The 26,955-nt window shown below is 68.8% G+C and carries 20 protein-coding genes and 1 pseudogene; 12 read left to right on the top strand and 9 right to left on the bottom strand.

All coding sequences use genetic code 11. The features are described 5' to 3' along the window. Positions 1 to 59: 59 nt before the first annotated feature. On the top strand, positions 60 to 1,313 hold the full coding sequence (locus A3A5_RS0120960) for a GNAT family N-acetyltransferase (protein ID WP_018312482.1): 1,254 nt from the start codon (positions 60 to 62) through the stop codon (positions 1,311 to 1,313). A 16-nt stretch (positions 1,314 to 1,329) separates the two neighbouring features. Here A3A5_RS0120960 and A3A5_RS0120965 read toward each other — a convergent pair whose 3' ends face one another. After that, on the bottom strand, positions 1,330 to 1,902 hold the full coding sequence (locus A3A5_RS0120965; RefSeq protein WP_018312483.1) for a cytochrome b: 573 nt from the start codon (positions 1,900 to 1,902) through the stop codon (positions 1,330 to 1,332). Between the two features lie 124 nt (positions 1,903 to 2,026). Further along, positions 2,027 to 2,554, bottom strand: coding sequence for an inorganic diphosphatase (ppa, locus tag A3A5_RS0120970; protein ID WP_010813006.1), 528 nt, complete (start codon positions 2,552 to 2,554; stop codon positions 2,027 to 2,029). Between the two features lie 202 nt (positions 2,555 to 2,756). Between ppa and A3A5_RS0120975 the strand changes: the two genes are divergently transcribed. From A3A5_RS0120975 to A3A5_RS45765, 5 genes and pseudogenes are all read left to right on the top strand, one after another. Next, positions 2,757 to 4,193, top strand: a complete 1,437-nt coding sequence (locus A3A5_RS0120975) for an aldehyde dehydrogenase family protein (protein ID WP_018312484.1) — start codon at positions 2,757 to 2,759, stop codon at positions 4,191 to 4,193. After that, the gene (locus A3A5_RS0120980; RefSeq protein WP_013955797.1) at positions 4,186 to 4,428 is read left to right on the top strand and encodes a hypothetical protein; all 243 of its coding nucleotides are present in this window, start codon (positions 4,186 to 4,188) and stop codon (positions 4,426 to 4,428) included. The genes A3A5_RS0120975 and A3A5_RS0120980 overlap by 8 nt, the downstream gene beginning before the upstream one ends. Before the next feature lie 61 nt (positions 4,429 to 4,489). After that, positions 4,490 to 5,248 carry an SDR family oxidoreductase gene (locus tag A3A5_RS0120985; protein ID WP_018312485.1) on the top strand — a complete coding sequence of 253 codons (759 nt, stop codon included), beginning with the start codon at positions 4,490 to 4,492 and terminating at the stop codon, positions 5,246 to 5,248. A 143-nt stretch (positions 5,249 to 5,391) separates the two neighbouring features. Continuing rightward, complete coding sequence (locus A3A5_RS0120990; protein WP_018312486.1) at positions 5,392 to 6,699, top strand: MFS transporter; 1,308 nt, start codon at positions 5,392 to 5,394, stop codon at positions 6,697 to 6,699. A 698-nt stretch (positions 6,700 to 7,397) separates the two neighbouring features. Further along, positions 7,398 to 7,721: pseudogene (locus A3A5_RS45765) on the top strand (hypothetical protein); the annotation flags it as partial. A gap of 153 nt (positions 7,722 to 7,874) precedes the next feature. Here the strand turns inward: A3A5_RS45765 and A3A5_RS0121000 are convergent. From A3A5_RS0121000 to A3A5_RS0121025, 6 genes are all read right to left on the bottom strand, one after another. Then, on the bottom strand, positions 7,875 to 13,745 hold the full coding sequence (locus A3A5_RS0121000; protein ID WP_018312488.1) for an Hpt domain-containing protein: 5,871 nt from the start codon (positions 13,743 to 13,745) through the stop codon (positions 7,875 to 7,877). Between the two features lie 145 nt (positions 13,746 to 13,890). Next, a complete protein-coding gene (locus tag A3A5_RS0121005) occupies positions 13,891 to 16,104 on the bottom strand; it encodes a methyl-accepting chemotaxis protein (protein ID WP_018312489.1) in 2,214 nt (737 codons plus the stop codon). 120 nt (positions 16,105 to 16,224) lie between these two features. After that, positions 16,225 to 16,785 carry a chemotaxis protein CheW gene (locus A3A5_RS0121010; protein ID WP_018312490.1) on the bottom strand — a complete coding sequence of 187 codons (561 nt, stop codon included), beginning with the start codon at positions 16,783 to 16,785 and terminating at the stop codon, positions 16,225 to 16,227. Positions 16,786 to 16,840: 55 nt separating this feature from the next. Next, the gene (locus A3A5_RS0121015; protein WP_018312491.1) at positions 16,841 to 17,212 is read right to left on the bottom strand and encodes a PleD family two-component system response regulator; all 372 of its coding nucleotides are present in this window, start codon (positions 17,210 to 17,212) and stop codon (positions 16,841 to 16,843) included. Positions 17,213 to 17,255: 43 nt separating this feature from the next. Beyond that, the gene (locus A3A5_RS0121020) at positions 17,256 to 17,747 is read right to left on the bottom strand and encodes a response regulator (RefSeq protein ID WP_018312492.1); all 492 of its coding nucleotides are present in this window, start codon (positions 17,745 to 17,747) and stop codon (positions 17,256 to 17,258) included. Positions 17,748 to 18,076: 329 nt separating this feature from the next. Then, positions 18,077 to 18,247, bottom strand: coding sequence for a rubredoxin (locus A3A5_RS0121025; protein WP_018312493.1), 171 nt, complete (start codon positions 18,245 to 18,247; stop codon positions 18,077 to 18,079). Positions 18,248 to 18,488: 241 nt separating this feature from the next. On the opposite strand from A3A5_RS0121025, the gene hemL reads away from it, so the two are divergent. The 4 genes from hemL (at position 18,489) to A3A5_RS0121045 (ending at position 21,912) form a co-directional block, all read left to right on the top strand. After that, positions 18,489 to 19,781 (top strand): glutamate-1-semialdehyde 2,1-aminomutase, encoded by a 1,293-nt coding sequence (hemL, locus tag A3A5_RS0121030; RefSeq protein ID WP_018312494.1) that lies wholly within the window; start codon positions 18,489 to 18,491, stop codon positions 19,779 to 19,781. Between the two features lie 100 nt (positions 19,782 to 19,881). After that, positions 19,882 to 20,508 (top strand): LemA family protein, encoded by a 627-nt coding sequence (locus A3A5_RS0121035; protein WP_026200973.1) that lies wholly within the window; start codon positions 19,882 to 19,884, stop codon positions 20,506 to 20,508. 13 nt (positions 20,509 to 20,521) lie between these two features. Next, entirely contained in the window at positions 20,522 to 21,388 is an 867-nt protein-coding gene (locus tag A3A5_RS0121040) for a YgcG family protein (RefSeq protein ID WP_018312496.1), read from the top strand. A 20-nt stretch (positions 21,389 to 21,408) separates the two neighbouring features. Next, on the top strand, positions 21,409 to 21,912 hold the full coding sequence (locus A3A5_RS0121045; RefSeq protein WP_018312497.1) for a TPM domain-containing protein: 504 nt from the start codon (positions 21,409 to 21,411) through the stop codon (positions 21,910 to 21,912). A 15-nt stretch (positions 21,913 to 21,927) separates the two neighbouring features. Here A3A5_RS0121045 and A3A5_RS0121050 read toward each other — a convergent pair whose 3' ends face one another. After that, positions 21,928 to 23,202 (bottom strand): nitrate/nitrite transporter, encoded by a 1,275-nt coding sequence (locus A3A5_RS0121050; protein WP_051108555.1) that lies wholly within the window; start codon positions 23,200 to 23,202, stop codon positions 21,928 to 21,930. 81 nt (positions 23,203 to 23,283) lie between these two features. On the opposite strand from A3A5_RS0121050, the gene A3A5_RS0121055 reads away from it, so the two are divergent. Both A3A5_RS0121055 and A3A5_RS0121060 read left to right on the top strand, forming a co-directional pair. Beyond that, positions 23,284 to 24,258 carry a LysR substrate-binding domain-containing protein gene (locus tag A3A5_RS0121055; RefSeq protein WP_018312499.1) on the top strand — a complete coding sequence of 325 codons (975 nt, stop codon included), beginning with the start codon at positions 23,284 to 23,286 and terminating at the stop codon, positions 24,256 to 24,258. A gap of 1,296 nt (positions 24,259 to 25,554) precedes the next feature. Further along, the gene (locus tag A3A5_RS0121060) at positions 25,555 to 26,931 is read left to right on the top strand and encodes a sigma-54 dependent transcriptional regulator (RefSeq protein ID WP_018312500.1); all 1,377 of its coding nucleotides are present in this window, start codon (positions 25,555 to 25,557) and stop codon (positions 26,929 to 26,931) included. Positions 26,932 to 26,955: the final 24 nt, after the last annotated feature.

Genomic DNA, 26,955 nt, shown 5'->3' on the forward strand with positions numbered 1-26,955 from the left:
ACAGCAACGGCGCATCGTTTCCGGTAGACTCGACCGACCCACAGACGGAAACTGGTGCAATGCAGTCTGAATCATGCGCGCCCGGCGAGGGCAAAGACCAGCGCCGGCCGGCACAGCACAAGCGCAAGGCGGCAGGCGACCCTGCGCAGGAATACCGTACCGAGATCATCTCCGACCTGGGCGAGATCGATGCCGCCGCCTGGGACGCCCTGGTGGCGCACCACGCCGACGCCACGCCGTTCCTGAAGCATGCCTTCCTGCACGCCCTGCACGCCAGCGGCAGCGCCTGCGCCGAAACCGGGTGGAACCCGCGCTACCTGACGTTATGGGCGCCGGCCACGGACGGCCAGCCGGAACGGCTGGCCGCGGCCATGCCGCTTTACGCCAAGGCGCATTCCTATGGCGAATATGTCTTCGACTGGGCCTGGGCCGACGCCTATGCCCGCAACGGGCTCGAGTACTACCCCAAATGGCTGGCGGCAATTCCCTTCACGCCGGTGCGCGGCGCGCGGCTGCTGGCCGAAGACGCCCATGCGCGCCGCATGCTGCTGCAGATGGCGCTGGCGCTGGCCGCCGAAAGCCAGATGTCGTCGCTGCACATCCTGTTTCCCGACGAGGCGGAGGCCGCCCTGATGCAGCAGGCCGGCATGCTGATGCGGCACGGCGTGCAGTTCCACTGGACCAACAGCGGCTATGGCAGCTTCGACGACTTCCTCGCCACGCTGTCGCAGAAAAAGCGCAAGAACATCCGCGCCGAGCGCCGCCAGGTTGCGCAGGCCGGCATCACCTTGCGGCGCCTGCGTGGCGCGCAGATCGACGACGACGCGTGGAAGTTCTTCAACCGGTGCTATCGCCAGACTTACCGCGAGCACCATTCCACGCCCTACCTGAACCTGGATTTCTTCCGGCGCATCGGCGCCGCCATGCCGCAGCACCTGCTGCTGGTGATCGCCGAGCGCGAGGGCCAGCCCATCGCCAGCTCGCTGCTGGTCTATGACGACAGGCCCGAAGTCAGCACGCTCTACGGGCGCTACTGGGGCGCACTGGAGCACCACGCCTGCCTGCACTTCGAAACCGCGTACTACCAGCCGCTGGAATTCTGCATCGAGCAAGGCATAGGCACCTTTGAAGGCGGCGCCCAGGGCGAGCACAAGATGGCGCGCGGCTTCCTGCCGGTGGCCACGCGCTCGGCCCACTGGCTGGCCCATCCCGCCTTTGCCGATGCCGTCGAGCGCTTCCTGGAGCGCGAGCGCCAGGGCATCGATGCCTACCTGGACGAGCTGGGCGAACGCAACCCGTTCGCCCGCGCCTGAAAACTCCGCGCAGCGATCAACGCCACATCCGCCGCAGCGTGTTGTCGCCCAGCATGTAGTGGTGGAACAGCGACGCCATCGCGTGCAGCCCGATCACCAGGTAAAAGGCGGTGCCCAGGGTCTCGTGGATTGCCTTGACGGTGTCCTTCAGCGCCGGGTCGGCCGCCACCAGCGCTGGCACGTCTATCCCCAGCGAAGGCAGCGCCAGCAGGTGGCCGCCGGCGTTCATTGCCAGCAACCCCAGCAGCGGCTGGGCCAGGATATACAGGTAGAGCACCCAGTGCATGGCCTCGCCGGCCAGCTGCATCCAGCGCGCTCCCGGCTCCGGCGCGGGCGCCCCGCGCACCAGGCGCCACAGCAGGCGCGGCACCGCCAGCACCAGCACCAGCGCGCCCGCCCATTCATGGACCGTCATCGCCAGCGCGCGTGGCGGCGTGCCCTTGGCAAAACTGCCCTTCAGCTCGATCGCGGCATAGGCCAGCGCCACCAGCAGGAACACCGCCCAGTGGAAGCACACCGCCAGCCGGTCATAGCGGCGCAGCCGCGACTGGGCCTGCGGCAATGCCTGGATTTCGGTGATGGGATTCATGGGAACTCCTCTTGTCAGCACCCGCATAGCGTAGCGCAAGGCACTTGCCCGGGTGCTGCCGTGCGTCAAGCGCGCGGCAACAAAAAACCCCGCCGGAGCGGGGCTTCTTCAGCGGCGGCTCAGCTTACTTCTTGTAGTTGGCCACGCCGTCGGTGATTTCCTTGTGGGCTTCCTCGATGCCGGCCCAGCCTTCGACCTTGACCCACTTGCCGGCTTCCAGTGCCTTGTAGTGCTCAAAGAAGTGCTTGATCTGGTCTAGCTGGTTCTGCGGCACGTCCGACAGGCCCTTCATGTAGGCAGTGGCCGGCGACAGCTTGTCCAGCGGCACGGCGACAAGCTTGGCGTCCACGCCCGACTCGTCGGTCATCTTCAGCATGCCGAGTGCACGGCAGCGCACCACGGCGCCGGCCAGGATCGGGAACGGCGACAGCACCAGCACGTCCACCGGGTCGCCGTCGCCCGACAGCGTCTGCGGGATATAGCCGTAGTTGGCCGGATAGCGCATGCCGGTGCCGATAAAGCGGTCGACGAACAGCAGGCCGGTTTCCTTGTCGGCCTCGTACTTCACCGGATCGCTCTGGGCCGAGATCTCGATGATGACGTTGAAATCGTTGGGGATGTCCTTGCCCGGGGTTACGAGGTTGAAGCTCATGCGGTTCTCCAGATGCCTGCGCGGTGTTGTTGGATGGCGGGCATTATAGCGGCTCATGCCTGACCGCAGGCTGACAGCTGGGCCAGGCACGGCGCATTGCACGCTGGCCGGTGTCGGCGATAATGGCGCATTCTTCAGCCGTCACTGAATAGCGCAGCCGCCACGCTGCCCCCTTGTTGCACCCGCTGCCCCGGAGCCACCCATGCACGCCCAGCACTTCGTCGCCAACCGCCTGATCGCGCCCGACAACGGCCTGCGCATCAAGGTCTTCGATCCGTCCAACGGCGAGCCGTTCGCCGAGATCGCACGCGGCAACGCCACCGATATCAACGTCGCCGTCCATGCGGCCCGCCAGGCCGCCGAAGGCGCCTGGGGCCAGATGGCGCCAGCCGAGCGGGTACGCCTGCTCAACCGCGTCGCCGTGGCGCTGATCGCCCACGAGGACGAGCTGGCCGCGCTCGAGGCCCGCGACACCGGCAAGCCGCTGCGCCAGGCGCGCGCCGATGCCCGCGCCGTGGCCCGCTATTTCGAGTTCTACGCCGGCGCGGTCGACAAGCTGCACGGCCAGACCATTCCCTACACCCCCGGCTACACCGTGCTGACCGTGCGCGAGCCCCACGGCGTAACCGGCCACATCATCCCGTGGAACTACCCGCTGCAGATCTTCGGGCGCAGCGTGGGCGCGGCGCTGGCCGCCGGCAACGCCTGCGTGGTCAAGCCGGCCGAGGACGCCTGCCTGTCGCTGCTGCGCGTGGCCGAGATCGCCGCCGAGGCCGGCCTGCCCGAAGGCGCGCTCAATCTCATCACCGGCTACGGCCATGAAGCCGGCGCCGCGCTGGCGCGCCACCCGGGCGTCAACCATATCTCGTTCACCGGCTCGCCCCAGACCGGCAAGCAGGTGGCCCAGCTGGCCGCCGAGAACCACGTGCCGGTCACGCTGGAGCTGGGCGGCAAGTCGCCGCAGATCGTCTTTGCCGATGCCGACCTGGATACGCTGGTGCCGGTGGTGGTCAACGGCATCGTGCAGAATGCCGGCCAGACCTGCTCGGCCGGCAGCCGCCTGCTGGTGGAGCGGCCAGTCTATGACGCCCTGCTCGACCGGCTGGCGTCGGTGTTCGAGTCGCTGCGCGTGGGCCCGTCCGAGCTCGACCTGGAATGCGGGCCGCTGATCAGCCGCAAGCAGCAGCAGCGCGTGTGGGACTTTGTCTCGGATGCGCAGCACGCAGGCGTGTCGGTGATGGCGCAGGGCCAGATCGTGGCCGAGGCGCCCGAGGCTGGCTACTACCAGGTGCCGATGCTGTTCCGCGACGTGCCGCCGGCGCACCGCCTGGCGCAGGAAGAAGTGTTCGGCCCGCTGCTGGCCGCCATGCCCTTCGACACTGAGGCCGAAGCCATCGCGCTGGCCAACGGCACGCCCTACGGGCTGGTCGCCGGGGTCTGGACCCGCGACGGCGGGCGCCAGCTGCGCCTGGCGCACAAGCTGCGCGCGGGCCAGGTCTTTATCAACAACTACGGTGCCGGCGGCGGCGTGGAGCTGCCCTTCGGCGGCACCGGCCAGTCCGGCTACGGCCGCGAGAAGGGCTTCGAGGCCCTGTACGGATTCACCACCCTGAAAACCATCGCCATCCAACATGGGTAACATCAATTTCCTGTCCGTCGCCTTTGCCATCTTCTTTTTCTGGATGGCGTGGCATGTGCGGAACAAGCGCGCCACCAATCCTTCCGGCATGCCGCGGCTGCAGGTCTTCAAGCGCAAGTGGGGCGACGTCGTCGGCGACCGCGTGCACTGGTGCCTGTATGTGGCACTGCCCTTCCTGCTGGCACTGATGATGGTTGCCAATGCACTGCGCGGCCAGGGGCCGTTCTCGCATTAGGCATCGAGCCCCCTCGCAGCACGGATCACCAGAACATAAGCACAACACCAGGAGACAAGCCATGAGACTGGCCAACAAGGTAGCGATCGTCACCGGCGGCGGTTCCGGGTTCGGCGAAGGCATTGCCCACACCTTTGCGCGCGAAGGCGCCAACGTGGTGGTGGCCGACCTGCGCGAGGAAGCCGCCGAACGCGTCGCCGCCGCGATCCGCGACGCCGGCGGCCGGGCCCGCGCGGTGCGCGCCGACGTCTCGCGCGAAGCCGACACCGAGGCCATGCGCGAAGCCGCGCTGGCCACCTTCGGCGACGTGCATATCGTGGTCAACAACGCCGGCACGACCCATCGCAACAAGCCCATCCTTGAAGTTACCGAGGAGGAGTTCGACCGCGTCTACGCCGTCAACGTCAAGAGCATCTACTGGTCGGCGCGCGCCTTTGTCCCGCACTTCCGCCAGCGCGGCGGCGGCGTGTTCGTCAATATTGCCTCCACCGCCGGCATCCGGCCGCGCCCGGGCCTGGTCTGGTACAACGGCAGCAAGGGCGCGGTGATCACCGCCAGCAAGGCCATGGCCGCGGAACTCGGCAAGGACAACATCCGCGTCAACTGCGTCAACCCGGTGATCGGCGCCACCGCCCTGCTCGAAGAATTCATGGGCATGCCCGATACGCCCGAGAACCGCGCCAAGTTCCTTGCCACCATCCCGATGGGCCGCATGTCGACCCCGCAGGACGTGGCCAACGCCTGCCTGTACCTGGCCTCGGACGAAGCGGCCTTTATCACCGGCACCTGCATCGAAGTGGACGGCGGCCGCTGCGTCTGAGCCGGTGCCGGCCGCCTGCCTTCCGCCCTAGTCCGCTGAATCACTGAAACTGGTCGGCGCCTGCCATGTCAATGATTCAGTGGACTGTCGTACCGTAGCTGTAAAACGCGTCACATAGAAACGCCATATCCTCAGGAGACAGCATGACAACGACCGCAGTGAACCCCGGCGTCAGCGACGCCGCCTTTGAAGACGCCACCTACCGCAAGGTCAGCTGGCGCCTGGTGCCCTTCCTCTTGCTATGCTACGTGGTGGCCTACCTGGACCGCGTCAACGTAGGCTTTGCCAAGCTGCAGATGCTCAATGACCTGCAGTTCAGCGAGACCATCTATGGGCTGGGCGCCGGCATTTTCTTTATTGGCTACTTCCTGTTCGAAGTGCCCAGCAACGTGATCCTGCACAAGGTGGGCGCGCGCATCTGGATTGCGCGCATCATGATCACCTGGGGCGCGATCTCGGCGGCGATGATGTTCGTGACCACGCCGACCATGTTCTACGTGATGCGCTTCCTGCTGGGCATTGCCGAGGCAGGCTTCTTCCCCGGCATCATCCTGTACCTGACCTACTGGTACCCGGCCAACCGGCGCGGGCGCACCACCACCTACTTCATGACTGCGGTCGCGCTGGCAGGCGTGATCGGCGGGCCCCTGTCGGGCTGGATCATGCAGTCCTTCCACGGCCACAACGGCTGGTCCGGCTGGCAGTGGATGTTCCTGCTTGAAGGCATTCCGTCGATCCTGGTGGGCCTGTGGGTGCTGGCCTACCTGGACGACCGCATCGCCCACGCCAAGTGGCTGTCGCAGGAAGAGAAGGCGCTGCTGGAGCGCAATATCGCCAGCGAGGATGCGCACAAGGAAGACCCGCCGATCCGCACCGTGATGTCCAGCCCGCGCGTCTGGCTGATGAGCGCGATCTACTTCTGCTTCGTCATGGGCCTGTACGGCGTCAGCTTCTGGCTGCCGACCATCATCAAGCAGACCGGCATCAAGGGCGCGCTCGATATCGGCCTGCTGACCGCCATCCCCTATGGCTGCGCGGTGGTCGGCATGGTGCTGGTGGCCTACAGCGCAGACCGCAGCGGCGAGCGCCGCTGGCATATCGCGCTTCCCGCGCTGGCTGGTTCGCTGGGCCTGCTGCTGTCGGTGCAATGGCATAGCGACACCACGCTGGCAATGGTGGCGCTGACGCTGGCCACCATCGGCATCCTGACCACGCTGCCGCTGTTCTGGAGCCTGCCGACTTCCTTCCTGGCCGGCACTGGCGCGGCCGCGGGCATCGCGCTGATCAACTCGCTGGGCAACCTTGCGGGCTTCCTCAGCCCCTATGCGGTGGGCTGGCTCAAGGACCTGACCCACAGCACCGATTCGGGCATGTACCTGCTGGCCGCCTGCCTGGTGGTGGGCGCGGCGCTGACGCTGTCGGTGCCCAAGCGGCTAGTAAGCCAGAAATAATCCGTCCGCCAGGATCACACGCGATCAACGGCCCTTTCCTTGCGGGAAGGGCCGTTTTTCTTCCGGCACCTGCGAAGTCGCTCGCACGCCGCCTGCGGGCCACAATGCGCCGTCGGCTGACGCGGATGTAGGACCAAACCCGGCATTGCCGCCCACCCTTGGGCCCTAGGATGAAAAAGAGAGACCCGGAGTGATCCCGCGGGGTCCTCCGGGGCATCTGATTCCGAAGCTCGCCCAAGGAGGCCACGATGCCGCAACAGCCCCCGTTTGCCCCTACCCGCTCGCTGGAACTTGTCGAAGCGCGCCTGGCACGCCGCTCGCGCGTCAAGCGCCTGGTTATCGCGCTCAGCGCCGGCGTGATCGCGCTGCTCGCGCTGTTGCCGGCTGCCAGCCATGCGCAGGCGCCGGTGGTGGACGCCAGCCCTGCGCCTGCCGCCCCGGCGCCCGCTGCCCCGGGCAGCACCATGGCGCCGACCCCGGGCGCCACGATGCCGGCCGCGCCGCCGTCTGACACCATGCCCCCTGCCACACAGCCCGCACCGGGCATAGCGGCGCCTGCTACGGCAGCACCGCCGCCGACGGCATCCCCGGCACCCGCGCCCATCGGCACGCCACCAGCTGTGCCGGCGCCACCGCCGATGGCAGCGCCCGCGCAGCCACGCCCGCCGCTGACCATGCCCCCTCCGGCGCCGCCGCGTGATGCGATGGTCCGGCGTATGGCCGGTTCGGTCGCCTATATCTGCGGCGGTGTCGCCGAAGATGAGCAGGCCGCGCTGCAATCGGAGGCGCGCAAGTACAACATGAGCCTGCTGTTCACGCAGGGCGCGCGCGGTGAGTACCTGTCCGATGTTGATGTCAAGCTGATGCGCGGCGGCAAGGAAGTTGCCAGCTTTGTCGCCGACGGTCCGCGCTGCCTGCTGAAGGCACCGTCGGGCACGTACAACGTGCGGGCGACTTACCAGGGCCGGACCAAGACTGCCACGGTCAGCACCGGCGGCAAGAACGCGCAGATGCGCTGGTAACCAGCGGGAACGGCGCGCCCTTGGCGCAGGAAAAAAGGCTCGACATCTTGCGATGTCGAGCCTTTTGCATGGCAGGTCCTTGAGAGAGCCACTGCCCTTTGCATGCCGGCTGCATGCTCCCCTCTCCCGCGAGCGGCAGAGGGGAGCAAACCTTCAGCCTGCGGGCCCGTCCCCCAGCATCTGCGCCACCGACCCGGCCGTACCGGCCGCCCGCTCGCCCAGCAACCGATGCAGCGTGCCCAGCAGCTCATCCTCGTTGTAAGGCTTGCCCAGGTACACGTTGACGCCGATCTCCTCGGCATAGCGGCGGTGCTTGTCGGCCGTGCGCGAGGTGATCATCACCAGCGGCATATGCGCGGTGCGCGCGTCGGAGCGCACGTTGCGCGTCAGGTCAAAGCCGTCCATGTGCGGCATCTCGATGTCGACCAGCATCGCGTCCGGCATGACATCCTGCAGTTGTTTGAGCGCATCCACACCGTCGCGCGCCAGCACCACCTGGTAGCCGGCACGGCCCAGCAGGCGCTGGGTGGCCTTGCGCACGGTCAGCGAGTCATCCACCACCATCACGGTCGGCTGCACCGCCAGGCCGCGCACCGGCTCGGTGGTGCCGTCGCTCGCCAGTTCCGCAACCGCGCCCATCTGCGCCTGCACGGCAGGCAGCGCCGGCGTCTGCGGCAAGGCCTGCGGCACCGGCTGGCCGCGTTCGCGCACAAAGCGCTGCGCCAGCACCACCGGGTTGTAGATCAACACGATCTCGCCATCGCCCAGCGTGGTCGCGCCGGCAATGCCTTCCAGCCGTGCCAGGTGCGGACCGATATGCTTGACCACCACTTCGCGGTTGCCGACCACATCATCCACATGCACCGCCACACGCTCGGCGCCGCTGCGCACCAGCACCACCGGCGAATACTTGCGCCCGGCCGCGACGGCGTTGCCTTCCTCCAGCAGCGCGCCGAAGTAGAAGAACGGCACCTCGGCACCTGCCACGGCGAGGCGGCCCTGATTGTAGGCGTCCAGCAGCGCCGGGGCGCGCAGCTGCTGGACCTGGTCGATCATGCCGCTGGGCACGGCATAGCGCCGCGCGCCCAGCGCGATCACCAGCACCTGCGTGATCGCCGTGGTCAGCGGCAGGTGCATGGTGAAGGTGGTGCCCTGCCCGGGCTTGGATTCCAGCGTGATGCGTCCGCCCAGCGCCACGGTCTCGGCGCGCACCACGTCCATGCCCACGCCGCGGCCGGCCAGCTCCGACACCGCGTCGGCAGTGGAGAAGCCCGGCGCAAAGATCAGCTCGGTCAGGCGCGCTTCGCTGGCGTCGTCGTCCGGCGCCAGCAGGCGGCGCTCGACCGCGCGCGCGCGGATGCGCGCCAGGTCCAGCCCGCCGCCGTCATCGACGAAATGCAGCACCACCTCGTTGCCTTCCTGCTGCACCTCCAGCGTCAGCGCGCCGGTGGCGGCCTTGCCCGCGGCGCGGCGCGGCGCGGCGGCTTCGATGCCGTGCACCACCGCATTGCGGATCAGGTGCTCGATCGGGCCGGCCATGCGGTCCAGCACCGAGCGGTCGATTTCCACCGTGCCGCCCTTGATCAGCAGGCGCACTTCCTTGCCGGTCTCGGCCGCGGCCTGGCGTGCCACGCGATAGAGGCGCTCGGCCAGCGCGTCGAACTGCACCATGCGCGCCTGCATCAGCCCGCGCTGCAGCCCGCGCGTCAGGCGCGCCTGCGCGGCCAGGTCGCCGGCGGCGCGGTCAAAGCCGCGCTGCAGGTTCTGCTCGACGGTGGCCACGTCGTTGACCGACTCGGCCATCATCCGCGTCAGCTCCTGGAAGCGCGTGAAACGGTCGAACTCGAGCGGGTCGAATTCCTGCTTGTGCTGCGCGTCGGCAATGCGCGACGCCATCTGAGATTCAGCCTGGATCTCGATTTCGCGCAGCTGCCCGCGCAGGCGCGCGACGTTGTCGTTCAGTTCGCCCAGGTAGGCGCGCATCCCCTCCAGTTCGCTGTCCAGGCGTGCGCGCGTGGCTCCGACTTCGCCGGCTTCATTGATCAGCGTGTCGAGGGCGCGCGCCTGCACGCGCACCAGCGCGCGTTGTGGCTCGGCGGGCACGGCCGGCGGCATCGGCACCATCACGTCTGCGGGCCCCGGCATGGCGGGCAGGCTGGCTGCGGGCACCGCCTCAACGACGGCATCTGCCTGCGGCAGCGGCGCATCGCCCTGCGCTTGCTCGGGCGCCTCGGCCAGGCCGTTGACCACGTCCGGATCGTCCGCGGGCAGCAGGCGGCCGGACGGCAGCGCCTCGACATGCGCCAGGATGCGGTCGTACCAGGCATAGAGCCGCTCGAACAGCTTCGGCCCGACAGCCTGCTGCCCCTGCCCGCGCAGGCTGGCGTCGAGCAGCGTCTCCATTTCATGCGCGGCCTGGCCCAGTGCCATGGCACCCGCCATGCGCGCACTGCCCTTGAGCGTATGCAGCGCGCGCAGCACCAGGCCGCCGTGGCGCGAGTCTTCCGGCGCTGCTTCCCAGCCGCGCAGCAGCTTGCCCAGCTCGGGCAGCGTGCCTTGTGCCTCTTCCAGGAAGATCTGGACCAGCTCGGGATCCGGGGCGCCGCCCTCGTCCGATACCGGCGCACCGGGCGCCCGGTGCGGACTCGGCAGCGCGATAACGACCGCGTCATGCGGCGTGGCCGGCGGCGGTGCGGCCTCCGGCCCGGGCAACGCCGGCGGCTCCGGCTGGTCTTCCTCCTGCGCGGGCGGCAACTGGCCCAGCAGCTGCGCCACCGAGCCATCCGGCTCGGCCGGCGCCTGCGGCGCGGGCACCGCCACGCGCGGACGCAGCAGCGCGCGCTCGCCAAACTCAACCAGGCTGCGGCGCAGGCCGGCATCTGCATCCGGCCAGACGCCCGCGGCAAACTGGTGCAGCATGCCGCGCAGGCGCTCGACCGCCTGCTCCAGCAGGCGGAAATCGCCCGGGTGCATCGCCACCGGGTGCGAGCCCAGCTGCAGCAGCAGGGCTTCCAGCGCCTCGGCGATCTCTCGCACGGGTTCCAGGCCGACGGTGGACGCACTGCCCTGCAGCGTGTGGGCAACGCGCAGCCCCAGCTCGCTCGGGCACGGATGGCCTTCATGCCGCCATTCAGAGATGTCGGTGGCGAACTGGCGCAGCAGGTCGTCGGCCTCCTGCAGGTAGACGTTGTAGAGCGCCAGGCCAATGCGCACCGGCCCGATGACCTTGTAGTGGTCGTCCTCGTCCGACAGGCCGCCGGACAGGCGGAACGGGATCACATTGTCTTCGCCGTTCCCGACGGCATCGGCGCCGGGGTGATCGGCGGCCTCGGCGGCCGGCTCGGGCGGCGCTGCTTCAGCCGCTGCGGGCAACACTGGCCATTCGTCCGCGGCCTGCGCGCCGCCCGGCTCGCGCACCGCCTGGGCGGCTGCCACCAGCGGCGCAATGTCGTGCCACGTCGCCGCATCGCGATGCAGCTGTGCCACCCACGCCGACAGCTCGGCATGCGCGCGGCGCAGCAGCGACAGCAGCGCGGGCACCGGCTCGCGCGCTTCGGCAATCCACAGGTTCATGACCTGCTCGACCGCCCAGGCCGCTTCGCCATAGCGATGCAGGCCGACCATGCGGCTGGAACCCTTGAGCGTATGGAAGGCACGCCGCACGCGGCTGAGCGTATCGGCATCGTGCAGCGCCTCAACGCCCGAGCCTAGGTCGCCGGCGATGCCGCCCAGCACCTCGTCGGCTTCGTTCAGGAAGATGTCGAGCAGTTCGGCGTCCAGCGCCTCCTTGTCGCCGGCAGCCGGCAGGCCTTGCGCCGCGGGCGGCGCGGCTGCGGGTGCCGCAGCCCCCGCCGGCTCGGCCAGTGCCAGCGCCAGCCTGCCAGCCGCATCATCGCTACCGGCCAGCCAGGCATTGCATTGCATAGTGGCTTCGGCGGCCTGGCGGCGCAGCGCGGCATCGTCGTCGATGGTGGCCTGGTCGGCCAGCGCCTGCAGCGCGGCACGCAGGCGCTGCACTGGCGGCGCATCGGGCGCGGGCCCGGCCTGGATTGCCTCGGCCGCGGCGGCGCGCGCGGCGGCCAGCGGATGCTGCGCAGCGCGCGGTGCATCGGGCTCGCCAGCCTCGGCAAGCGTATCGGCGCGCCGCACGCGGCCGAATTCCAGCGCATCGGCAAAGGCATGGACCGCGCCCAGCTCTGCCGCGACTTCGCCCAGCAGCGCGGCACGCGCACTGGCATCGGCGAGTTCGCCCGGACCGGCCAGCCGCGCATTGACGGACTGTACCGCGGCGGCGGCCTGCGCGGCATCGTCCACCAGCGCTGCAGGCAGCGCGCCGGACGACTGCAAGTGCGCCAGCGTGGCGCCAAGCGCGGCGAAGGCCTGACATGCGTCGCGCAGGTGGCCGGCGCCTTCGGCGCGGGCCGCGTTGCGGTCGAAGCTGTCCAGCCACGATTCGCCGCTGTCCAGCTGCGCCCGCAGCTGCGTCACGGCCTCGCTGCGCAGCGCCTGGGCGCGCGCCTCGTCGACCATGCGCGCAAGCCACGCGGGCGCGCTCGCGGCGGGATCGGCCAGGCACGTCGCCAGCGCCTCGCACTGCTCAGCAAAACGCGCCGCCGCCGGATGGGCGGATTGCCCGTGCACGCGCCACGGCAGCGCCAGCGCGCGTGCCAGGAACAACGCGATGCCGGCGGCGGCCAGCGCCTCGCCACGGTGATGCTGGCCGCCGTGCATGGCCGCCTGCGCCAGGCAGCGCTGCAGCGCCGGCTGCCCGAGCGGCTGCGCGGCTTCGGCCAGCGCGGCCAGCGCGGTTTCCCAGCCGGCGGGTTCGCCGGCGGCGGCGTGCTCAAGCCCGGCGGCGGCCTGCTGCAGGTTGCGCGTGTCGATCGGGTCGAGCCAGCCGTAATAGCGCTGGCGGAAGTCCGCATTGGCAAGCGCGTGCGCCGGGTCGAGGCGGAACACCGCGAGCGTGCGCGCAATATCGGCACGCAACGCGGCACGCGGCGCAGCCACGCCATCGTCGTCAGCGGCACCGTCGCGGGCCAGGCCGGTGCAGACCAGCAGGAACACCGCGTCGTTGAGCAGCGCCTGCGGCACGCGCACATGGCCTTGCAGGTACTGGCGCAGCAACAGGTTGGCGCGGCCCGCAAAGCGCTTGGCCAGCAGGTCGGAAGGCAACAGGCCAAGGCCCAGCGCGCGGAACACCAGCCCCAGCACATGCCAGACCCCGCGATCCGGATGATCCGCCGCGCGGCGCGCCTCCTGCTCATTGGCGCGCACCTCGTCCAGCGCCGCGCACAGCGGCAGCCAGGATTCGCGCAGCAGCGCCGCGTCGGTGCACGGCGTGGGCAGGCGCAAGGCCTTGAGCAAGGCCGATTCAAACTGCTGGCGCGCACGCATGACCGCCGCCGGGCCCTTTGCCGGCAGCAGCATGCCGGGCAGCATCTGCAGCTCATCGAGCCACAGGTCGGCCGGATGCACGCGCTCTTCACCCAGGTGCGCCAGCACGCCCGCGTAGGGCTGGAACAGGCGCAACGGCGCTTCATCGTCGCCGGCCATCAGGTCGTCGACATACTCGGCCAGCGCCTGCACGCCGGCGCGGAATACCGCCAGTGCCTCGGGGCTGGCGGCAACGGTGCCGGCGTCGATGGCATCGAGCAGGCGGCGCAGGGCCTGGCAATACGGATCGGTGCCGCGCAGCCCGACGATATGCACCGCGCCGGCGGCCTGGTGCAGGTGCTGGCCGGCCAGCCGCAGCGAGGTGGTGTCGCGCGCGCCCAGCGCTTCGGGCGCCTGGCGGACCTCGTCGACATAGTGGCCAAGCTCGGCGGCGGCGTCTTCCAGCGCGCTGCGCAGGCTGGGCGCAAGCCACGCCAGGCCGGACAGGTCGCGCGCGGGAGCGCCTGGATCGGGGACAGCTGGCGCGCTGGCGGACGGCGGCGTCGGAGCCGGCTCGGGCACGGCGCTGGCTTCAGCCGGTGCGCCGGCTGCGGCGCCATCGCGCGGGACAGGGAAATTCAGGGACATGACGGCTTCCAGTGCGGCGCCCGGACGGCGGCCGCGGGCAACCTGCCGCAACAGGCGGCAGGTGCGGAGTTGGCATGGAGCGCGTGGCCGCTAAGCCCGGTAAGGCCGCGGTGCGCGGAAGCGGTCGCAGGCGTCATCCGGCCACTCAGGCGATCTTGAATCGCGAGACGGAGTTGCGCAGCTCTTCGGTCAGCAGCGTCAGCTGGCGCACCGACTGCGCGGTCTGGCGCGTGCCGGTGGTGGTCTGCTCGGTGACCTGCAGGATGCGCTCGATATGGCGGGCCACGGTGGTGGCCAGGTCAGCCTCGTGCGAGGTGGACTGCGAGATCTGCTCGATCAGCTCGGCCAGCTGGCGCGACACGCGCCCGATCTCGATCAGTGCCGCGCCGGCGTTGTCCGACAGCCGCGCCCCTTCCACCACGCCCTGCGTGCTGCGCTCCATGGCGTGCACGGCGTCCTGGGTATCAGTCTGGATGGTGCGGATCAGCGCGCCGATCTGCTTGGTGGCCTCGCCGGAGCGTTCGGCCAGCCGCTGCACTTCTTCGGCCACGACCGAGAAGCCGCGCCCGGCTTCGCCCGCTGACGCGGCCTGGATGGCGGCGTTCAGGGCCAGCACGTTGGTCTGCTCGGTAATGTCCGAGATCAGTTCGACAATTTCACCGATCTCCTGCGACGACTCGCCCAGACGCTTGATGCGCTTGGAGGTTTCCTGGATCTGCTCGCGGATGTCGTTCATGCCGGTGATGGCGTTCTGCACCGCCTGCTGGCCCTGCTCTGCGGCAGACAGCGAGGCGCGCGCCACGTTGGCGGACTCGGCCGCGCCGCGCGACACCTGCGTGATGCGGTCGGCCATCTCCACCACCGATTCGCCGGTCTGCCGGATCTGGCGCGACTGCTCTTCGGTGGTCGACACCAGCTGGGTCGAGGTGGACTGCACCTGCCCCGACGCCTGCGTCACCTCGCCGGCGGTCTGCTGCACCCGGCCGACCAGCTCGCGCAGTTCTTCCACGGTGTAGTTGACCGAGTCGGCAATGGCGCCGGTGATGTCCTCGGTCACCGTGGCCTGGCGCGTCAGGTCGCCGTCGGCGATGTCCTGCAGCTCATTCATCAGCTGCAGAATCGCCTTCTGGGTGTTGTCGTTGTTGCGCTTTTCATCCAGGCGGCGGGACTCGGCCTCGCGCTCGCGCGCCTCGGCTTCCAGCGCGCGCATGCGTGAATCGCGCAGGTACAGTGCCGCCAGGCCTACCAGGCACAGCAGCGTCATGGCCGCCGACACCACGGTCGCGCCCAGCGTCACCGGGCGCACGCGCGCCGACTGCGCGTAAGCGCCCTGCAGCGCCGAGAGCTCGCCGCGCAGCGCCTCGTTGTCATTGAAGATCTGCTGCTGCGCGCGCTTGGCGGCAATCAGGCCGGGCAGGTTCTGCAGGATGGTCTGCGTGGTCTTCTGCACTGCCTCAAAGCGCTGCAACAGCTGCTGCAGGTAGCCGCGCGTCTCTTCATCGGTGGCCGCCGACAGGCGCAGCGCCTCGCTGCCGTTGAGCAGGCCGTCCAGCGTTTCGCGGAAGGTGTTGGTGTCCTTGCCCAGCAGGAACGCGGTTTCGGGGTTGACGCCTTCGCCGGCCAGGAACTCGTTCAGGTTCTTGCCCAGGCGCTGCGTCAGCATCACCAGCTGCGCGGATGCCGCCACCTCGCGCGCGTTGGCGCCGGACTGCAGCTTCATTGCCGCGACCTGTTCTGCGGATTCCAGCAGCTCAGGGTTGGAGGCGTTGAAGATCTGCAGCGTCTGGCCGATGGTGGTCAGCACCGGCTGCTGCGCCAGCACGTCGGCGGCGCTTTTCTCGGAGCGCTTCCACGATTGCATCGCGGTCTCGAGCAGGGGTTCGGCCGCGCCGGCGGTGGCGCGCACGCGCTTCTCGTCGCTGCCTTCCTGCAGCGCCTTCAGGTCGCCTGCCAGCGCGTCTTTCGACTGGCGCAGCTGGGTGAAGGCCTGCGCATTGCCCAGCAGCGCCACCGGCACCGCCTTGCCCAGGCGCTGCGAGTGCATCAGCATGTCGCCGGCAATCTCGATCTGCGCGGCAGCGTTGTTGGCAATGCGGTTATCCAGGTACACCGAGCCAAGCAGCGCCACCAGCGACACCACCACGCCCACCGTCAGCAGCCGCTGCTGCGACGAGAACGGCATGCGCCCAAGCCAGCGGGTGACATGCTCCATAGGCGTGGTGCCCAGGCCGTCGGCGGATGGGGGTGCCGGTGCGGGTTCCGGGCCGCCGGCATAGGCCATGCCGGGCTCGCCCGCCGGGCCGGTGGCTGCTTCGGCTGCCGGCGTGCGCCGGCCCAGGCTGAATTTCTTGAAACCCATGGCACCCTCATCCATTTAATCGTTGTCATGCCCGGCGGCTCGTGCCGGGTGCGGCAGGCCGTGGCCTGCGCGTCATTCTTGTTTCTTGTTTTCTGGCGGCGCGGCGGCGGGCCTCAGGCCTCAAGCCGTAACCCGTCCCACCTGCAGGAAGGCCGGCGCGTCCAGCAGCGCGCGCACGTCCAGCACCTGCCAGTCACGCCCGTCGCGGTCGGCAAAGCGTTGCCCTTCCCATGCCGGCGTGCCCGCCGGTCGCGGCGCCGCATCGCCGTGCGGCAGGCTCAGGTCGGCGGCATGGCGCAAACCCGCCACGCGCGTGGCCAGGATCGCGCAGGCGCGCTCCACCTGGCGCGACAGCACCACGATCTTGCTGCCGGGCTGCAGCGGCGTTGGCGCGCCACCGCAGAACAGGCTGAAATCGATCACGCCCAGCAGGCTGCCGCGCGCATTGACCAGGCCGCTGTACCACGGCTGCGTCAGCGGCACCGGGCTGGGCGGGCGCATATCGAGCACCTCGCCGGTATCGGCCAGCGGCAGCAGCCAGTTGCGCGCGCCCACCTGCAGCGCCAGGTAGCTGTCGGCCGCGGGCAGGCTGCGCGCCTCGCGCAGGCGCCGGGCCAGCATGGCCTGGTAGTCCTGCAGGCGGGTCTGGCGGGCGCGAAGGTCTTGGCGTGGCGCGTTCATCTGGCGGTCCCCGGAACAGGTGGCGGTGGCTTCCCGTACGGCCTGCGCTGGCAGCTCAGTGCGCCAGCGCGGCGATCTTGCCCAGCAGCTCTTCGCCGTCGACGGGCTTGACGATGTAGTCCGACGCGCCCTGGCGCATGCCCCAGATGCGGTCGGTGTCCAGGCCCTTGCTGGTACACATGATCACGGGGATGTCCTTGAAGCGGTCGTCGCGCTTGATCGCGCGGGTGGCCTGGTAGCCGTTCTGGCCGGGCATCACCACGTCCATCAGGATCAGGTCGAAGCTCTCCGCCTGCAGGCGCGCGAAGGCCTGGTCGCTGTTGCTGGCAACCGAGACCTTGAAGCCGCGCTTGCAGAGCAGGTCGGACATGAACAGGGCTTCGGTGGGGGAGTCGTCGACGATCAGGATCTTGTTGATGGCAGTCATGAGGGTTTCCTTCGATTCGTACATGGCGTCGCGTGCATGCGCTTCAGGCAGGCAGCATGTGGTCCGCGGCCTGGCATGGCAGGCAGGCCTGCACGGCGTGCAGCAGCGCTTCGCGGGTAAAAGGCTTGGCAAGATGGTCGTGCGCGCCGACCAGGCGGCCGCGCGAGCGGTCGAACACGCCGTCGCGCGAGGACAGCATGATCACGGGGATGGCGTGAAAGCGCGGACTCTTCTTGATCAGGGAGCAGGTCTGGTACCCGTCCAGGCGGGGCATCAGGATGTCGCAGAAGACCAGGTCCGGGTGCAGCTCGCCCACCTTGGCCAGCGCCTCGAAGCCGTCTTCGGCCAGCACTACCTGGTATCCCGCCTGCGACAGGAAGATCTCCGCCGTGCGGCGGATGGTGCTGGAATCATCGATGACCAGCACCTTGCGGCGCGGCTGCGCCCTGGTGTCCGGAATGGAAATGCCAGGCGCCACACCCTGGGCGCCGGCGGTATTGACCCGCTGGTTTTCTTCTGTTTGAGCGACCCGCATTGTTGTTCCCGCGACCGGCTGCCCCTTGCGGAGCGCTGGCAAGCACTAGAGAACACCCGTGCGGAGCAGCGCGACCCATGCGCGCCCCGACGGACCCCCGACATTCTTGTTTCCCTTCCAAGGCCGGGCTGTGCCCGGCAGCGGCGGTGCGTGGAACCCGCACCTGCCTACCGTCCTCCCCGCCAGCGGCAGTGGGACGGGCAGTCATTTTGCAACAGAGTGTGACAAGACGCCGGGGGGCCGTCAATCCGGTCCGGCCGCGGCCGGCCCGCGTTTTGTCGCATCGGCGCGACGCGCGCCCGCTTATTGTTCTTCTGGAGGACGTCGCCTCAGATGGCGATCATCTCGAAATCTTCCTTGCGCGCACCGCATTCCGGGCAGGTCCAGTTGACGGGCACGTCTTCCCACCGCGTTCCGGGGGCGATGCCGTCTTCCGGCGCGCCTGCGGCTTCATCGTAGATCCAGCCGCAGATCAGGCACATCCAAGTCTTGTATTCCATAACAGGCTCTGGCCGCTCTCCATTAAAATCCAGCGCAGATGGTACCGAAACCGTGCCGCCGGCGCCAGCCGGTGGCCGCCAGAATCGTGCCAGATCCGCCGTGTTCGCACCTGTTAGCGCCCTGTTAGCGCCTGATTGGCGGCCAATTGCAGCGAATTTCCGCTGTTTTTGCCGCATGTCAACGATAAGTCCCGGGCCCGCCGCACACGATCCCTGCAGTCCTTGTCCTTACCTCAACGCCATGTCCCGTAATCAGCAGCTCTTCGACCGCGCCCAGCAGACCATTCCCGGGGGCGTCAACTCGCCCGTGCGCGCCTTCCGCTCGGTGGGCGGCACGCCGCGCTTCATTACGCGTGCCGAAGGCGCCTATATGTGGGATGCCGACGGGCAGCGCTATATTGACTACATCGGCTCCTGGGGCCCGATGATCGTGGGCCACGCTCACCCCGAAGTGGTGCGTGCGGTACAGGAAACAGCCGCGCACAGCTTCTCGTTCGGCGCCCCGACCGAGGCCGAGATCACCATGGCCGAGGAAATCTGCAAGCTGGTGCCGTCGATCGAGCAGGTGCGGCTGGTCTCCTCCGGCACCGAAGCCACCATGAGCGCACTGCGGCTGGCGCGCGGCTTCACCGGCCGCGACCTGATCATCAAGTTCGAAGGCTGCTACCACGGCCACGCCGACAGCCTGCTGGTCAAGGCCGGCTCCGGCCTGCTGACCTTTGCCGACACCACCCAGAACGCGCCGTCGTCGGCCGGCGTGCCGGCCGACGTGACGCGCCACACCATGGTGCTGGAGTACAACAACGTCGAGCAGCTGGAACAGGCCTTCGCCCGGCATGCCGGCGAGATCGCCGCGGTGATCGTCGAGCCGGTGGCCGGCAACATGAACCTGGTGCGCGCCACCGATGCCTTCCTGAAGGCCATGCGCGAACTGTGCACCCGCGACGGCGCAGTGCTGATCCTCGACGAGGTCATGACCGGCTTCCGCGTGGCGCTGGGCGGCGCGCAGGCTCACTACGGCATCCGGCCCGACCTGACCTGCCTGGGCAAGGTGATCGGCGGCGGCATGCCGGCGGCGGCCTTCGGCGGGCGCCGCGACATCATGGCCAGGCTGGCGCCGCTGGGCGGCGTCTACCAGGCCGGCACGCTGTCGGGCAACCCGCTGGCGGTGGCCGCGGGCCTGACCACGCTCAAGCTGATCCAGGCACCCGGCTTCTATGAGCGCCTGGCCACCCAGACCCGCAAGCTGGCCGAAGGCCTGGCCGAGGCCGCCAAGGCTGCGGGCGTGCCCTTCGCGGCGGATGCCATCGGCGGCATGTTCGGCATCTACTTCCGCGACGGCGTGCCGGGCAGCTTCGCCGAAGTGACCCAGTGCGACACCGCGCGCTTCAACCGGTTCTTCCATGCCATGCTGGATCACGGCGTCTACCTCGCGCCGTCGGCCTTCGAGGCCGGCTTTGTCTCGGCGCAGCACGACGACGCCATCCTGGCGGCCACGCTCGACGCCGCGCGCAAGGCGTTCGCGGCCGGCTGAGGCCATGCCAGGCAGGCGGCGCCCGGGTGCGCCGCCTGCCCCTCTTGCGACAAGGGCGGTGCGCTACACTTGGGTTTTCGTCCAACCCGCGGAGTCTCCGATGCGCGCTTCTTCGTCCCCCTCCTTGTCCAGCAGCTCGCCGATGTCTGCCTTGCGCTGGCTGCTGCTGGCGGTCATGGCCAGCCTGCTGTCCGCCTGCGGCTACAACGACTTCCAGACCAAGGACGAGGCGGTCAAGGCCGCCTGGGGCGAAGTCATCAACCAGTACCAGCGCCGCGCCGACCTGATCCCCAACCTGGTCAACACGGTCAAGGGCTATGCCACGCACGAGCGTGAGACCCTTGAGGCCGTGACCAAGGCGCGCGCCGCCGCCACCAGCATCCAGGTCTCGCCCGAGACCCTGAACGACCCCGAAGCCTTCAAGCGCTTCCAGCAGGCCCAGGGCGAGCTGTCCGGCGCGCTGTCGCGCCTGCTGGCGGTGTCCGAGAACTACCCGCAACTGAAGGCCGACGCCTCTTTCCGCGACCTGCAGTCGCAGCTTGAGGGCACCGAGAACCGCATCACCGTGGCCCGCCAGCGCTACATCGCCGCCGTGCAGCAGTACAACGTGCTGGCGCGCAGCTTCCCGACCAACCTGACGGCGATGGTCTTCAAATACCCGGTCAAGCCTTCGTTCACGGTGGACAACGAGAAGGCCATCTCGACGCCTCCCGCGGTCAAGTTCTGAGGCGGGCCACACCATGGGCCACACCCTGCGCTCGCCCTGGCGGCACGCCTGGCTGGCGGCCGCCCTGCTATGGCTGGCGGCATTGCTGGCCGGCCCGGCGCTGGCGGCAGACGGCTTCGTCGCGGTGCCGCCGCTGACCCAGCGCGTCACTGACCTGACCGGCACGCTGACGCCGCAGCAGCGCGGCGCGCTCGAGAACGTGCTGGCGGAATACGAGCAGCAGCGCGGCAGCCAGATCTTCGTGCTGATGGTGCCCACCACCGATCCCGAGCCGATCGATGCCTACAGCATCCGCGTGGCCGACGCCTGGCGCGCCGGACGCAAGGGCATCGACGACGGCGTGATCGTGCTGATCGCCAAGGACAACCCGCCCGGGCTGCGCAAGATGCGGCTGGAGGTCGGGCGCGGCGTGCAGGGGTCGCTGACCGATGCCATGTCCAAGCGCATCCTGCAGGACGTGATGGCCCCCCACTTCCGCCAGAACGACTTCTACGGCGGGCTGGCGGCGGGGATCTCGGCCATCCAGGCCACCATCGACAAGGAAGGCCTGGCGGCACCGCAGCGCAAGGCGCAGCAATCGTCCGGGCTGGCAGAGTGGCTGCCGGCGCTGCTGCCGCTGGCGATCATCGTGTTCTTCTTCCTGAGTGCCATCCTGCGCCGGCGCGGGCCGCAGATCGTCACCACCCGGCGCGGGCGCGACGTGATCGCCGGCGGGCTGGGCGGACTGGGCGGCTACACCATGGGGCAGGACTGGGGCCGCCGCGGCGGCGGCTGGGGTGGTGGCGGCTTTGGCGGAGGAGGCGGCGGTGACAGCGGCGGCGGCTTTGGTGGCGGGGGCGGCGGCGGCTTTGACGGCGGCGGCGCGTCGGGCAACTGGTGACAGCACAAGGAACGACGACAATGCCGAATCTCCGACGCGCCCTGCACCATATCGCCACCACGGCCGGCGCTGCCCGCAAGCACTTTCCGGCCGAAGCCCGGCAACAGCTGCAGGAAGCCGTGCATGCCGGCGAAGCCAGCCACCGCGGCGAGATCCGCGTGGTGATCGAGGCCAGCCTGCCAGTGGGCCATGCCTGGGCCGGCGTCACGCCGCGCGAGCGCGCCCGCTTCCTGTTTGGCGCGCTCGAGGTCTGGAACACCGCGGACCATACCGGCGTGCTGCTCTATATCAACCTCGCCGACCATGCGGTCGAGCTGCTGGCCGACCGCGGCATCGACGCCAGCGTGGGGCCCGCCACCTGGCGCGAGCTGTGCGACGAACTGGCGCACGGGCTGGCGCAGGACCTGTCGGTGCGCCCGGTGCTGGCTACGGTGGCGCGCATCCACGCACTGCTGGCCATGCACTTCCCGTCTGACGGCGGGCCCAACCCGAACGAGTTGGACGACCGTCCGGTCATGCTCTAGCCGGAACGCTCCGACTCAGCGGACAGCAGCCGCCTCGCGGCGCGCGCGCCGCCCGCCCATCGCGTACCAGACCGCCGCCAGCGCCTGCAGCGCCACCAGCCCGGCCCATGCCGTCAGGTGCGCCGCCTTTGGGTAATGGCCGCCGGTGGCAGGCCACAGGTCCAGCACGAAACCAACACCTACCTGGCAGGCAAAGGTGGACAGGAACACAGTCAGCGTCAGCGCCGTCGTTGCCCGTCCGATCAGCGCATCCGGGAAGCTGCGCGCCAGCACCGCATAGGTCAGGATGCCGCTGGAGCCAAACACGCCATAAGCCACCCACAGCAGCACTGGCGGCAGCGGGACCTGCGCCATCAGCAGCAGCTGGACCACGATAAAGGCGGTCATGCCAGTGCCGGCAAAGGCATACAGGCTTACGCCGATACGCTCCAGGTGGCGCGCGGCCCAGCCCGCGCCGACGCAGCCGGCCATCATTGCAAAGCCGATCACCGAGACCAGCCGCGCGCTGGCCGCCGGGTCGAAGCCGGGCACGTCGCGCAGGAAGGCGCCCACCCACAGCGTCTGCACCGCCAGGAACACGCCCTGGTTGAGCAGCGTCAGCGGCACCACGCGCCAGAAGCGCTCGCTGGCCAGGATCTGGCGCGTGCCGCGCAGCTGTTCACGCAGGCTTTCCTTGCCGACGCGCGGCTTGTCGGGAGCGCTGAACCACAGCACCGCCGCCATGGCCAGCGAGACGCAGGCCAGGCCGATGCTGATCGTGCGCCAGTCCGTGAGCGCCAGCAGCCATGACAGCGGCGTGCCGACCAGCACTGCGCCCAGGCCGCCGATGGCCATCACCACGCCGTTGAGCAAGGGCATGCGCGACAGCGGGAACCACATTGACAGCGCCTGGATGGCGGCGCCCAGGCACACCGACACGCCCACCCCGATCAGCAGCCGGCCGACGGCCAGCCCGGCCATGCCGGGCGCCAGCGCGAACACCATCGAACCGGCCACGGCCACCAGCAGCATCACGGCCTCGGTACGGCGCGGGCCGTAGCGGTCCAGCAGGATGCCCGCCGGCAACTGGGCGCAGGCAAAGCCAAGGAAGTAGAAGCTGGTGAGCAGGCCCAGGTCGCCGGCATTGAGCCCGAGTTCGCGCGTCAGGTGCGGCGCAAAGCCCAGGTTCACGCCGCGGAACACATAGGACACCAGGAAGCCCAGCGAAAATACCGCCAGCACGCGCCCGCGGGCATTGGCAGGTTGCGTTTGCGAGGGCGCGGAAGACAAAGCAGAAGTCGTAGTCGTCATGATGGCCTGCATTGTCATCCCCATTACAGTGCAAAGCCAACGAAAGATACCCGCGGCAATTGTGAGTAGAATTTGACGGCCATGGCCAAATCCCCCGCCAAACCCGCCCAACGCCCCGTCCACCTGCCGCCGCTGCAAGCGCTGCGTGCGCTCGAGGCCGCCACGCGCCACCGCAGCTTCTCGCGCGCGGCCGAGGAGCTGGCCCTGACGCACAGCGCCATCAGTCACCATATCCGCGCGCTGGAGACCAGCCTGGGCACCAAGCTGTTCCAGCGCACCGGCAGCCAGATGAGCCCCACCAGCGTGGGCGCGCGGCTGGCCGAACAGGTGCGCGGCGCGCTCGACAGTATCGAAAGCGCGCTGCGCGAAGCCGGCAACAGCGCCGGGCCGCCGGTAGTCCGGCTGCAGGTCAGCGTGATGGCCGACCTGGCCAATGCCTGGCTGATCCGGCGCCTGCCCAGCCTGCACGCCCTGGTGCCGTCGCTGGACCTGCATCTGCGGCTGCATGCCGAGATCACGCCGCCCGACCCGTACAGCGTCGATGTCGGCATCTGGCACCAGCGCATCGACCTGCCCGGCTTTGAATGCCACAACCTGATCGAAGACCATGTGATCGCGGTGGCCAGCCCGGCGCTGCTGGCGCGCTACCCTGGCTTCACGCTGGCCGACGTGCCGCGCCTGCCGATGCTGCGCTTTGCGCTGCGCCCCTGGCGCGACTGGCTCGAAGCGGCCGGCCTGCCGGGCGAAGAGCCCGAACGCGGCCCGATCTTCCAGGATGCCGGCCTGATGCTGCAGTCCGCCGTCGCCGGGCTGGGCGTAGCCACCGCGCGCGCCCAGTTGGCCCACGACTACCTGGCCAGCGGCGAGCTGGTGCAGATCGGGCCCACCCGCATCCCGTCCAGCCTCCACTACTGGGTCACCTGGCGCGAAGGCAATCCGCGCGAGAAGGCCATCCAGCAGTTCCATGCGTGGCTGCAAGAGCAGGTCCGGCAGGAAGCCGGCCAGGTCCACCCTGCCGCCGACGGCGGCACGCCCGCCGAGCGGTTTCATGCATGAAATCGTTTGAAGCGCGGATGTTGGCAATACGAATCATTTTCGTCTAGGTCAGTGAAATCAAGGGCTTGGCGGATGGCGCCAGCCGTCCGATGACCCGCCATACACATGCGCCGCGGCCTTGCCGGAACGGCGGGAGTTTCACGAATGCAACCAATTGGCACGTCGTGCCAGCGACCGTGAATAATCTACCCGGCCCATCCAAAGAGATGAGGGACGGCCGAGCCGGCCCTGCCCGGCATCGTGCAAACGCTTGTCAACGTGTCGATTCCCTTCAGCCCGCCGCGCGCGCATGGCGCGCGCAGCACCAAAAGGCTGAGTCCGACCGCTTCGCGCCCGGGTGGCTGCCGATGTACAGAGTTCAAATCCTTGTAACGGAATTGAAACTACCTGGCAGCTTCGCTCGCGTGCTGCATTCGAACCCTGACGCCTATCCATTTGCAATTTCGCCCTCCCTCCTTCGGATGGGCATTGCCGGCGAAAAGTCGTCTTTTCGACGCCCCTCCGTCGCACGCTGTGATCCCTGTGCCTCATTGCCAGCCCGTCAAATGCTGCATTGCAGAATAAAAATCCGGCTCCACGTATCAAAAGCGGAACGTTATGGATCGCCAACCAAGGCCTGATGCCAGCTGAAATTTCCCCTTTCTTTTTGTTATCAAAGAGTTAGCCATATCTGGCACGTTCGTCGCACATATGTCCACGCGAACAGAAGCCCGGAACAGGGGGACGTCTGAAACCGAAGCGGCAAACACACTGGCACGCGTTCGCCGAAGATCAGTTTCAGGACGACCCCGCTTCCCAGGGCGGGATTCGGACTGGCGCTGTAAGCGTGGGCCACGCTGCGGGAACTGGCCCGCATCGGCTGGCCAGGTTGTTGCAGGGGTCGTCGACAAGATTAAGCGGAGGTCGTTCAGGAACACGGGCCGCAAGCGGACGAAAAAAGCGGCCCGTGGTACCTGGACTATGCGGCACGCCACGGCTGAACGGGGCGGCACGCAGACAATAAACGGAGGCATCGGCCGAGCCGGCGCATCCGGACAAGAAATGGGGTGAAGCAAAGTCTGCCTTGCAGGCAAAGCGAAGCGGCAGCCGCCGTGACCGATACCAGGGAGGTGAGGTCGCGGCGGCGGCGAAAACGGGCCCACCGACCCGCGCAACGCAGCGGGCAGCAATTTTGGGAGAGCGCCAGGCTGCGGCATTGACATGTTGCGGCAGGCGCAAGCCTTAGCGCCAACGAAACCAGCGACCCGCGACAGCAGGCCGCCGGCTTTGTAAAAACAAAAGATCCGGGGAAATTCTATGAGCGCGTACACCAACCGCCCGCTGCTGTACCTATCGCAGCACCACGATGCCATGCTCTGCAGAATGCTCGCACAGCGTGGCTGGAAGATCAGCTTCGCCTCTAACCTGCAAGACCTCCACGCGCTGCCACCGGGTAACCAGCCGCTTGCCGCGATGCTCGACCTGCAAGGCGGCTTCAGCGACGCCGACCTGGAATCGTTCGAGCCCTGGCTTTCGCTGCCGCATATCGGCTGGATCAGCATCATCGCCGGTCAGGAGTCCCTGACCGAATCCGCACGCCGGTTGCTGGGCCTGTACTTCGTCGACTACTACACCGCACCGATCGAGCACCATCGCCTGGCGGAATCGCTCGGCCACGCGCTCGGCATGGCGCAACTGCGCCCGGGCGCGCAGCATGCCCGCCCCGGCATGGCACGCCCGGACGGCATGATCGGCAGCTGCCCGGCCATGCAATCGCTCTTCCGCGGTATCGAGAAGGTGTCGCGCTGGGACACGCCCGTGCTGATCTCCGGCGAGTCTGGCACCGGCAAGGAACTCGCTGCTCATGCCATCCACCGCGCCTCGGAGCGGGCCTCGCGCCCCTTCGTCGCGGTCAACTGCGCCGCCATCCCGCCCACGCTGCTGATGTCAGAGCTGTTCGGCTATGAGCGCGGTGCCTTCACCGGCGCGACCAAGCGCAAGCCCGGCCGCATCGAGATGGCACAGGGCGGCACCCTGTTCCTGGATGAAATCGGCGACATGCCGATCGAAAGCCAGACCAGCCTGCTGCGCTTCCTCGAAACCGGCCGCATCGAGCGGCTGGGCGGCACGGAATCGGTGGAGGTGGATGTGCGCATCATCTCCGCCACCCACGTCGACCTGGAAGCCGCGATCGCCGCCGAACGCTTCCGCGGCGACCTCTACCACCGGCTGTGCGTGCTGCGCGTGCGCCAGCCACCGCTGCGCGAACGCGGCAGCGATATCCTGCTGATCGCCGAACATGTGCTGGAAAACGTGCGCAAGCAATCGCCCGCGCGCATCCGCGGCTTCTCGCCGATGGCGCTGCGCGCGATCCAGCAGCATAACTGGCCCGGCAATGTGCGCGAGCTGATCAACCGCATCCGCCACGCCGCCGCCATGTGCGAAGACGGCGTGATCCAGCCCGACGACCTGGAGCTGACCACCCCCGCCGACGAGCGCCCGCTCACGCTTGCGGCCATCCGCGAAGCGGCCGAGCAGGACGCGATCGTCGAGGCGCTGCAGCGGAACCATGAACGGTTGATTGATGTGGCGGCGGAGTTGGGGATTTCGCGGGTGACGTTGTTCAGGCTGATGCGGGATTACAAGCTGCAGGTGAAGAAGGGGGATCTGGGGTTGATCTGCGTGCAGGGCTAGCCGATCCATCGCGGAGGAACCGAC

Origin of the sequence: Cupriavidus sp. UYPR2.512, assembly GCF_000379565.1 — a bacterium.
GTDB lineage: Bacteria > Pseudomonadota > Gammaproteobacteria > Burkholderiales > Burkholderiaceae > Cupriavidus.

Bases quoted from the DNA above. Each gene is read 5' to 3' on its own strand.
- A3A5_RS0120960 (WP_018312482.1), top strand. From the start codon at position 60: ATGCAGTCTGAATCATGCGCGCCCGGCGAGGGCAAAGACCAGCGCCGG.
- A3A5_RS0120965 (WP_018312483.1), bottom strand. From the start codon at position 1,902: ATGAATCCCATCACCGAAATCCAGGCATTGCCGCAGGCCCAGTCGCGG.
- ppa (WP_010813006.1), bottom strand. From the start codon at position 2,554: ATGAGCTTCAACCTCGTAACCCCGGGCAAGGACATCCCCAACGATTTC.
- A3A5_RS0120975 (WP_018312484.1), top strand. From the start codon at position 2,757: ATGCACGCCCAGCACTTCGTCGCCAACCGCCTGATCGCGCCCGACAAC.
- A3A5_RS0120980 (WP_013955797.1), top strand. From the start codon at position 4,186: ATGGGTAACATCAATTTCCTGTCCGTCGCCTTTGCCATCTTCTTTTTC.
- A3A5_RS0120985 (WP_018312485.1), top strand. From the start codon at position 4,490: ATGAGACTGGCCAACAAGGTAGCGATCGTCACCGGCGGCGGTTCCGGG.
- A3A5_RS0120990 (WP_018312486.1), top strand. From the start codon at position 5,392: ATGACAACGACCGCAGTGAACCCCGGCGTCAGCGACGCCGCCTTTGAA.
- A3A5_RS0121000 (WP_018312488.1), bottom strand. From the start codon at position 13,745: ATGTCCCTGAATTTCCCTGTCCCGCGCGATGGCGCCGCAGCCGGCGCA.
- A3A5_RS0121005 (WP_018312489.1), bottom strand. From the start codon at position 16,104: ATGGGTTTCAAGAAATTCAGCCTGGGCCGGCGCACGCCGGCAGCCGAA.
- A3A5_RS0121010 (WP_018312490.1), bottom strand. From the start codon at position 16,785: ATGAACGCGCCACGCCAAGACCTTCGCGCCCGCCAGACCCGCCTGCAG.
- A3A5_RS0121015 (WP_018312491.1), bottom strand. From the start codon at position 17,212: ATGACTGCCATCAACAAGATCCTGATCGTCGACGACTCCCCCACCGAA.
- A3A5_RS0121020 (WP_018312492.1), bottom strand. From the start codon at position 17,747: ATGCGGGTCGCTCAAACAGAAGAAAACCAGCGGGTCAATACCGCCGGC.
- A3A5_RS0121025 (WP_018312493.1), bottom strand. From the start codon at position 18,247: ATGGAATACAAGACTTGGATGTGCCTGATCTGCGGCTGGATCTACGAT.
- hemL (WP_018312494.1), top strand. From the start codon at position 18,489: ATGTCCCGTAATCAGCAGCTCTTCGACCGCGCCCAGCAGACCATTCCC.
- A3A5_RS0121035 (WP_026200973.1), top strand. From the start codon at position 19,882: ATGCGCGCTTCTTCGTCCCCCTCCTTGTCCAGCAGCTCGCCGATGTCT.
- A3A5_RS0121040 (WP_018312496.1), top strand. From the start codon at position 20,522: ATGGGCCACACCCTGCGCTCGCCCTGGCGGCACGCCTGGCTGGCGGCC.
- A3A5_RS0121045 (WP_018312497.1), top strand. From the start codon at position 21,409: ATGCCGAATCTCCGACGCGCCCTGCACCATATCGCCACCACGGCCGGC.
- A3A5_RS0121050 (WP_051108555.1), bottom strand. From the start codon at position 23,202: ATGACGACTACGACTTCTGCTTTGTCTTCCGCGCCCTCGCAAACGCAA.
- A3A5_RS0121055 (WP_018312499.1), top strand. From the start codon at position 23,284: ATGGCCAAATCCCCCGCCAAACCCGCCCAACGCCCCGTCCACCTGCCG.
- A3A5_RS0121060 (WP_018312500.1), top strand. From the start codon at position 25,555: ATGAGCGCGTACACCAACCGCCCGCTGCTGTACCTATCGCAGCACCAC.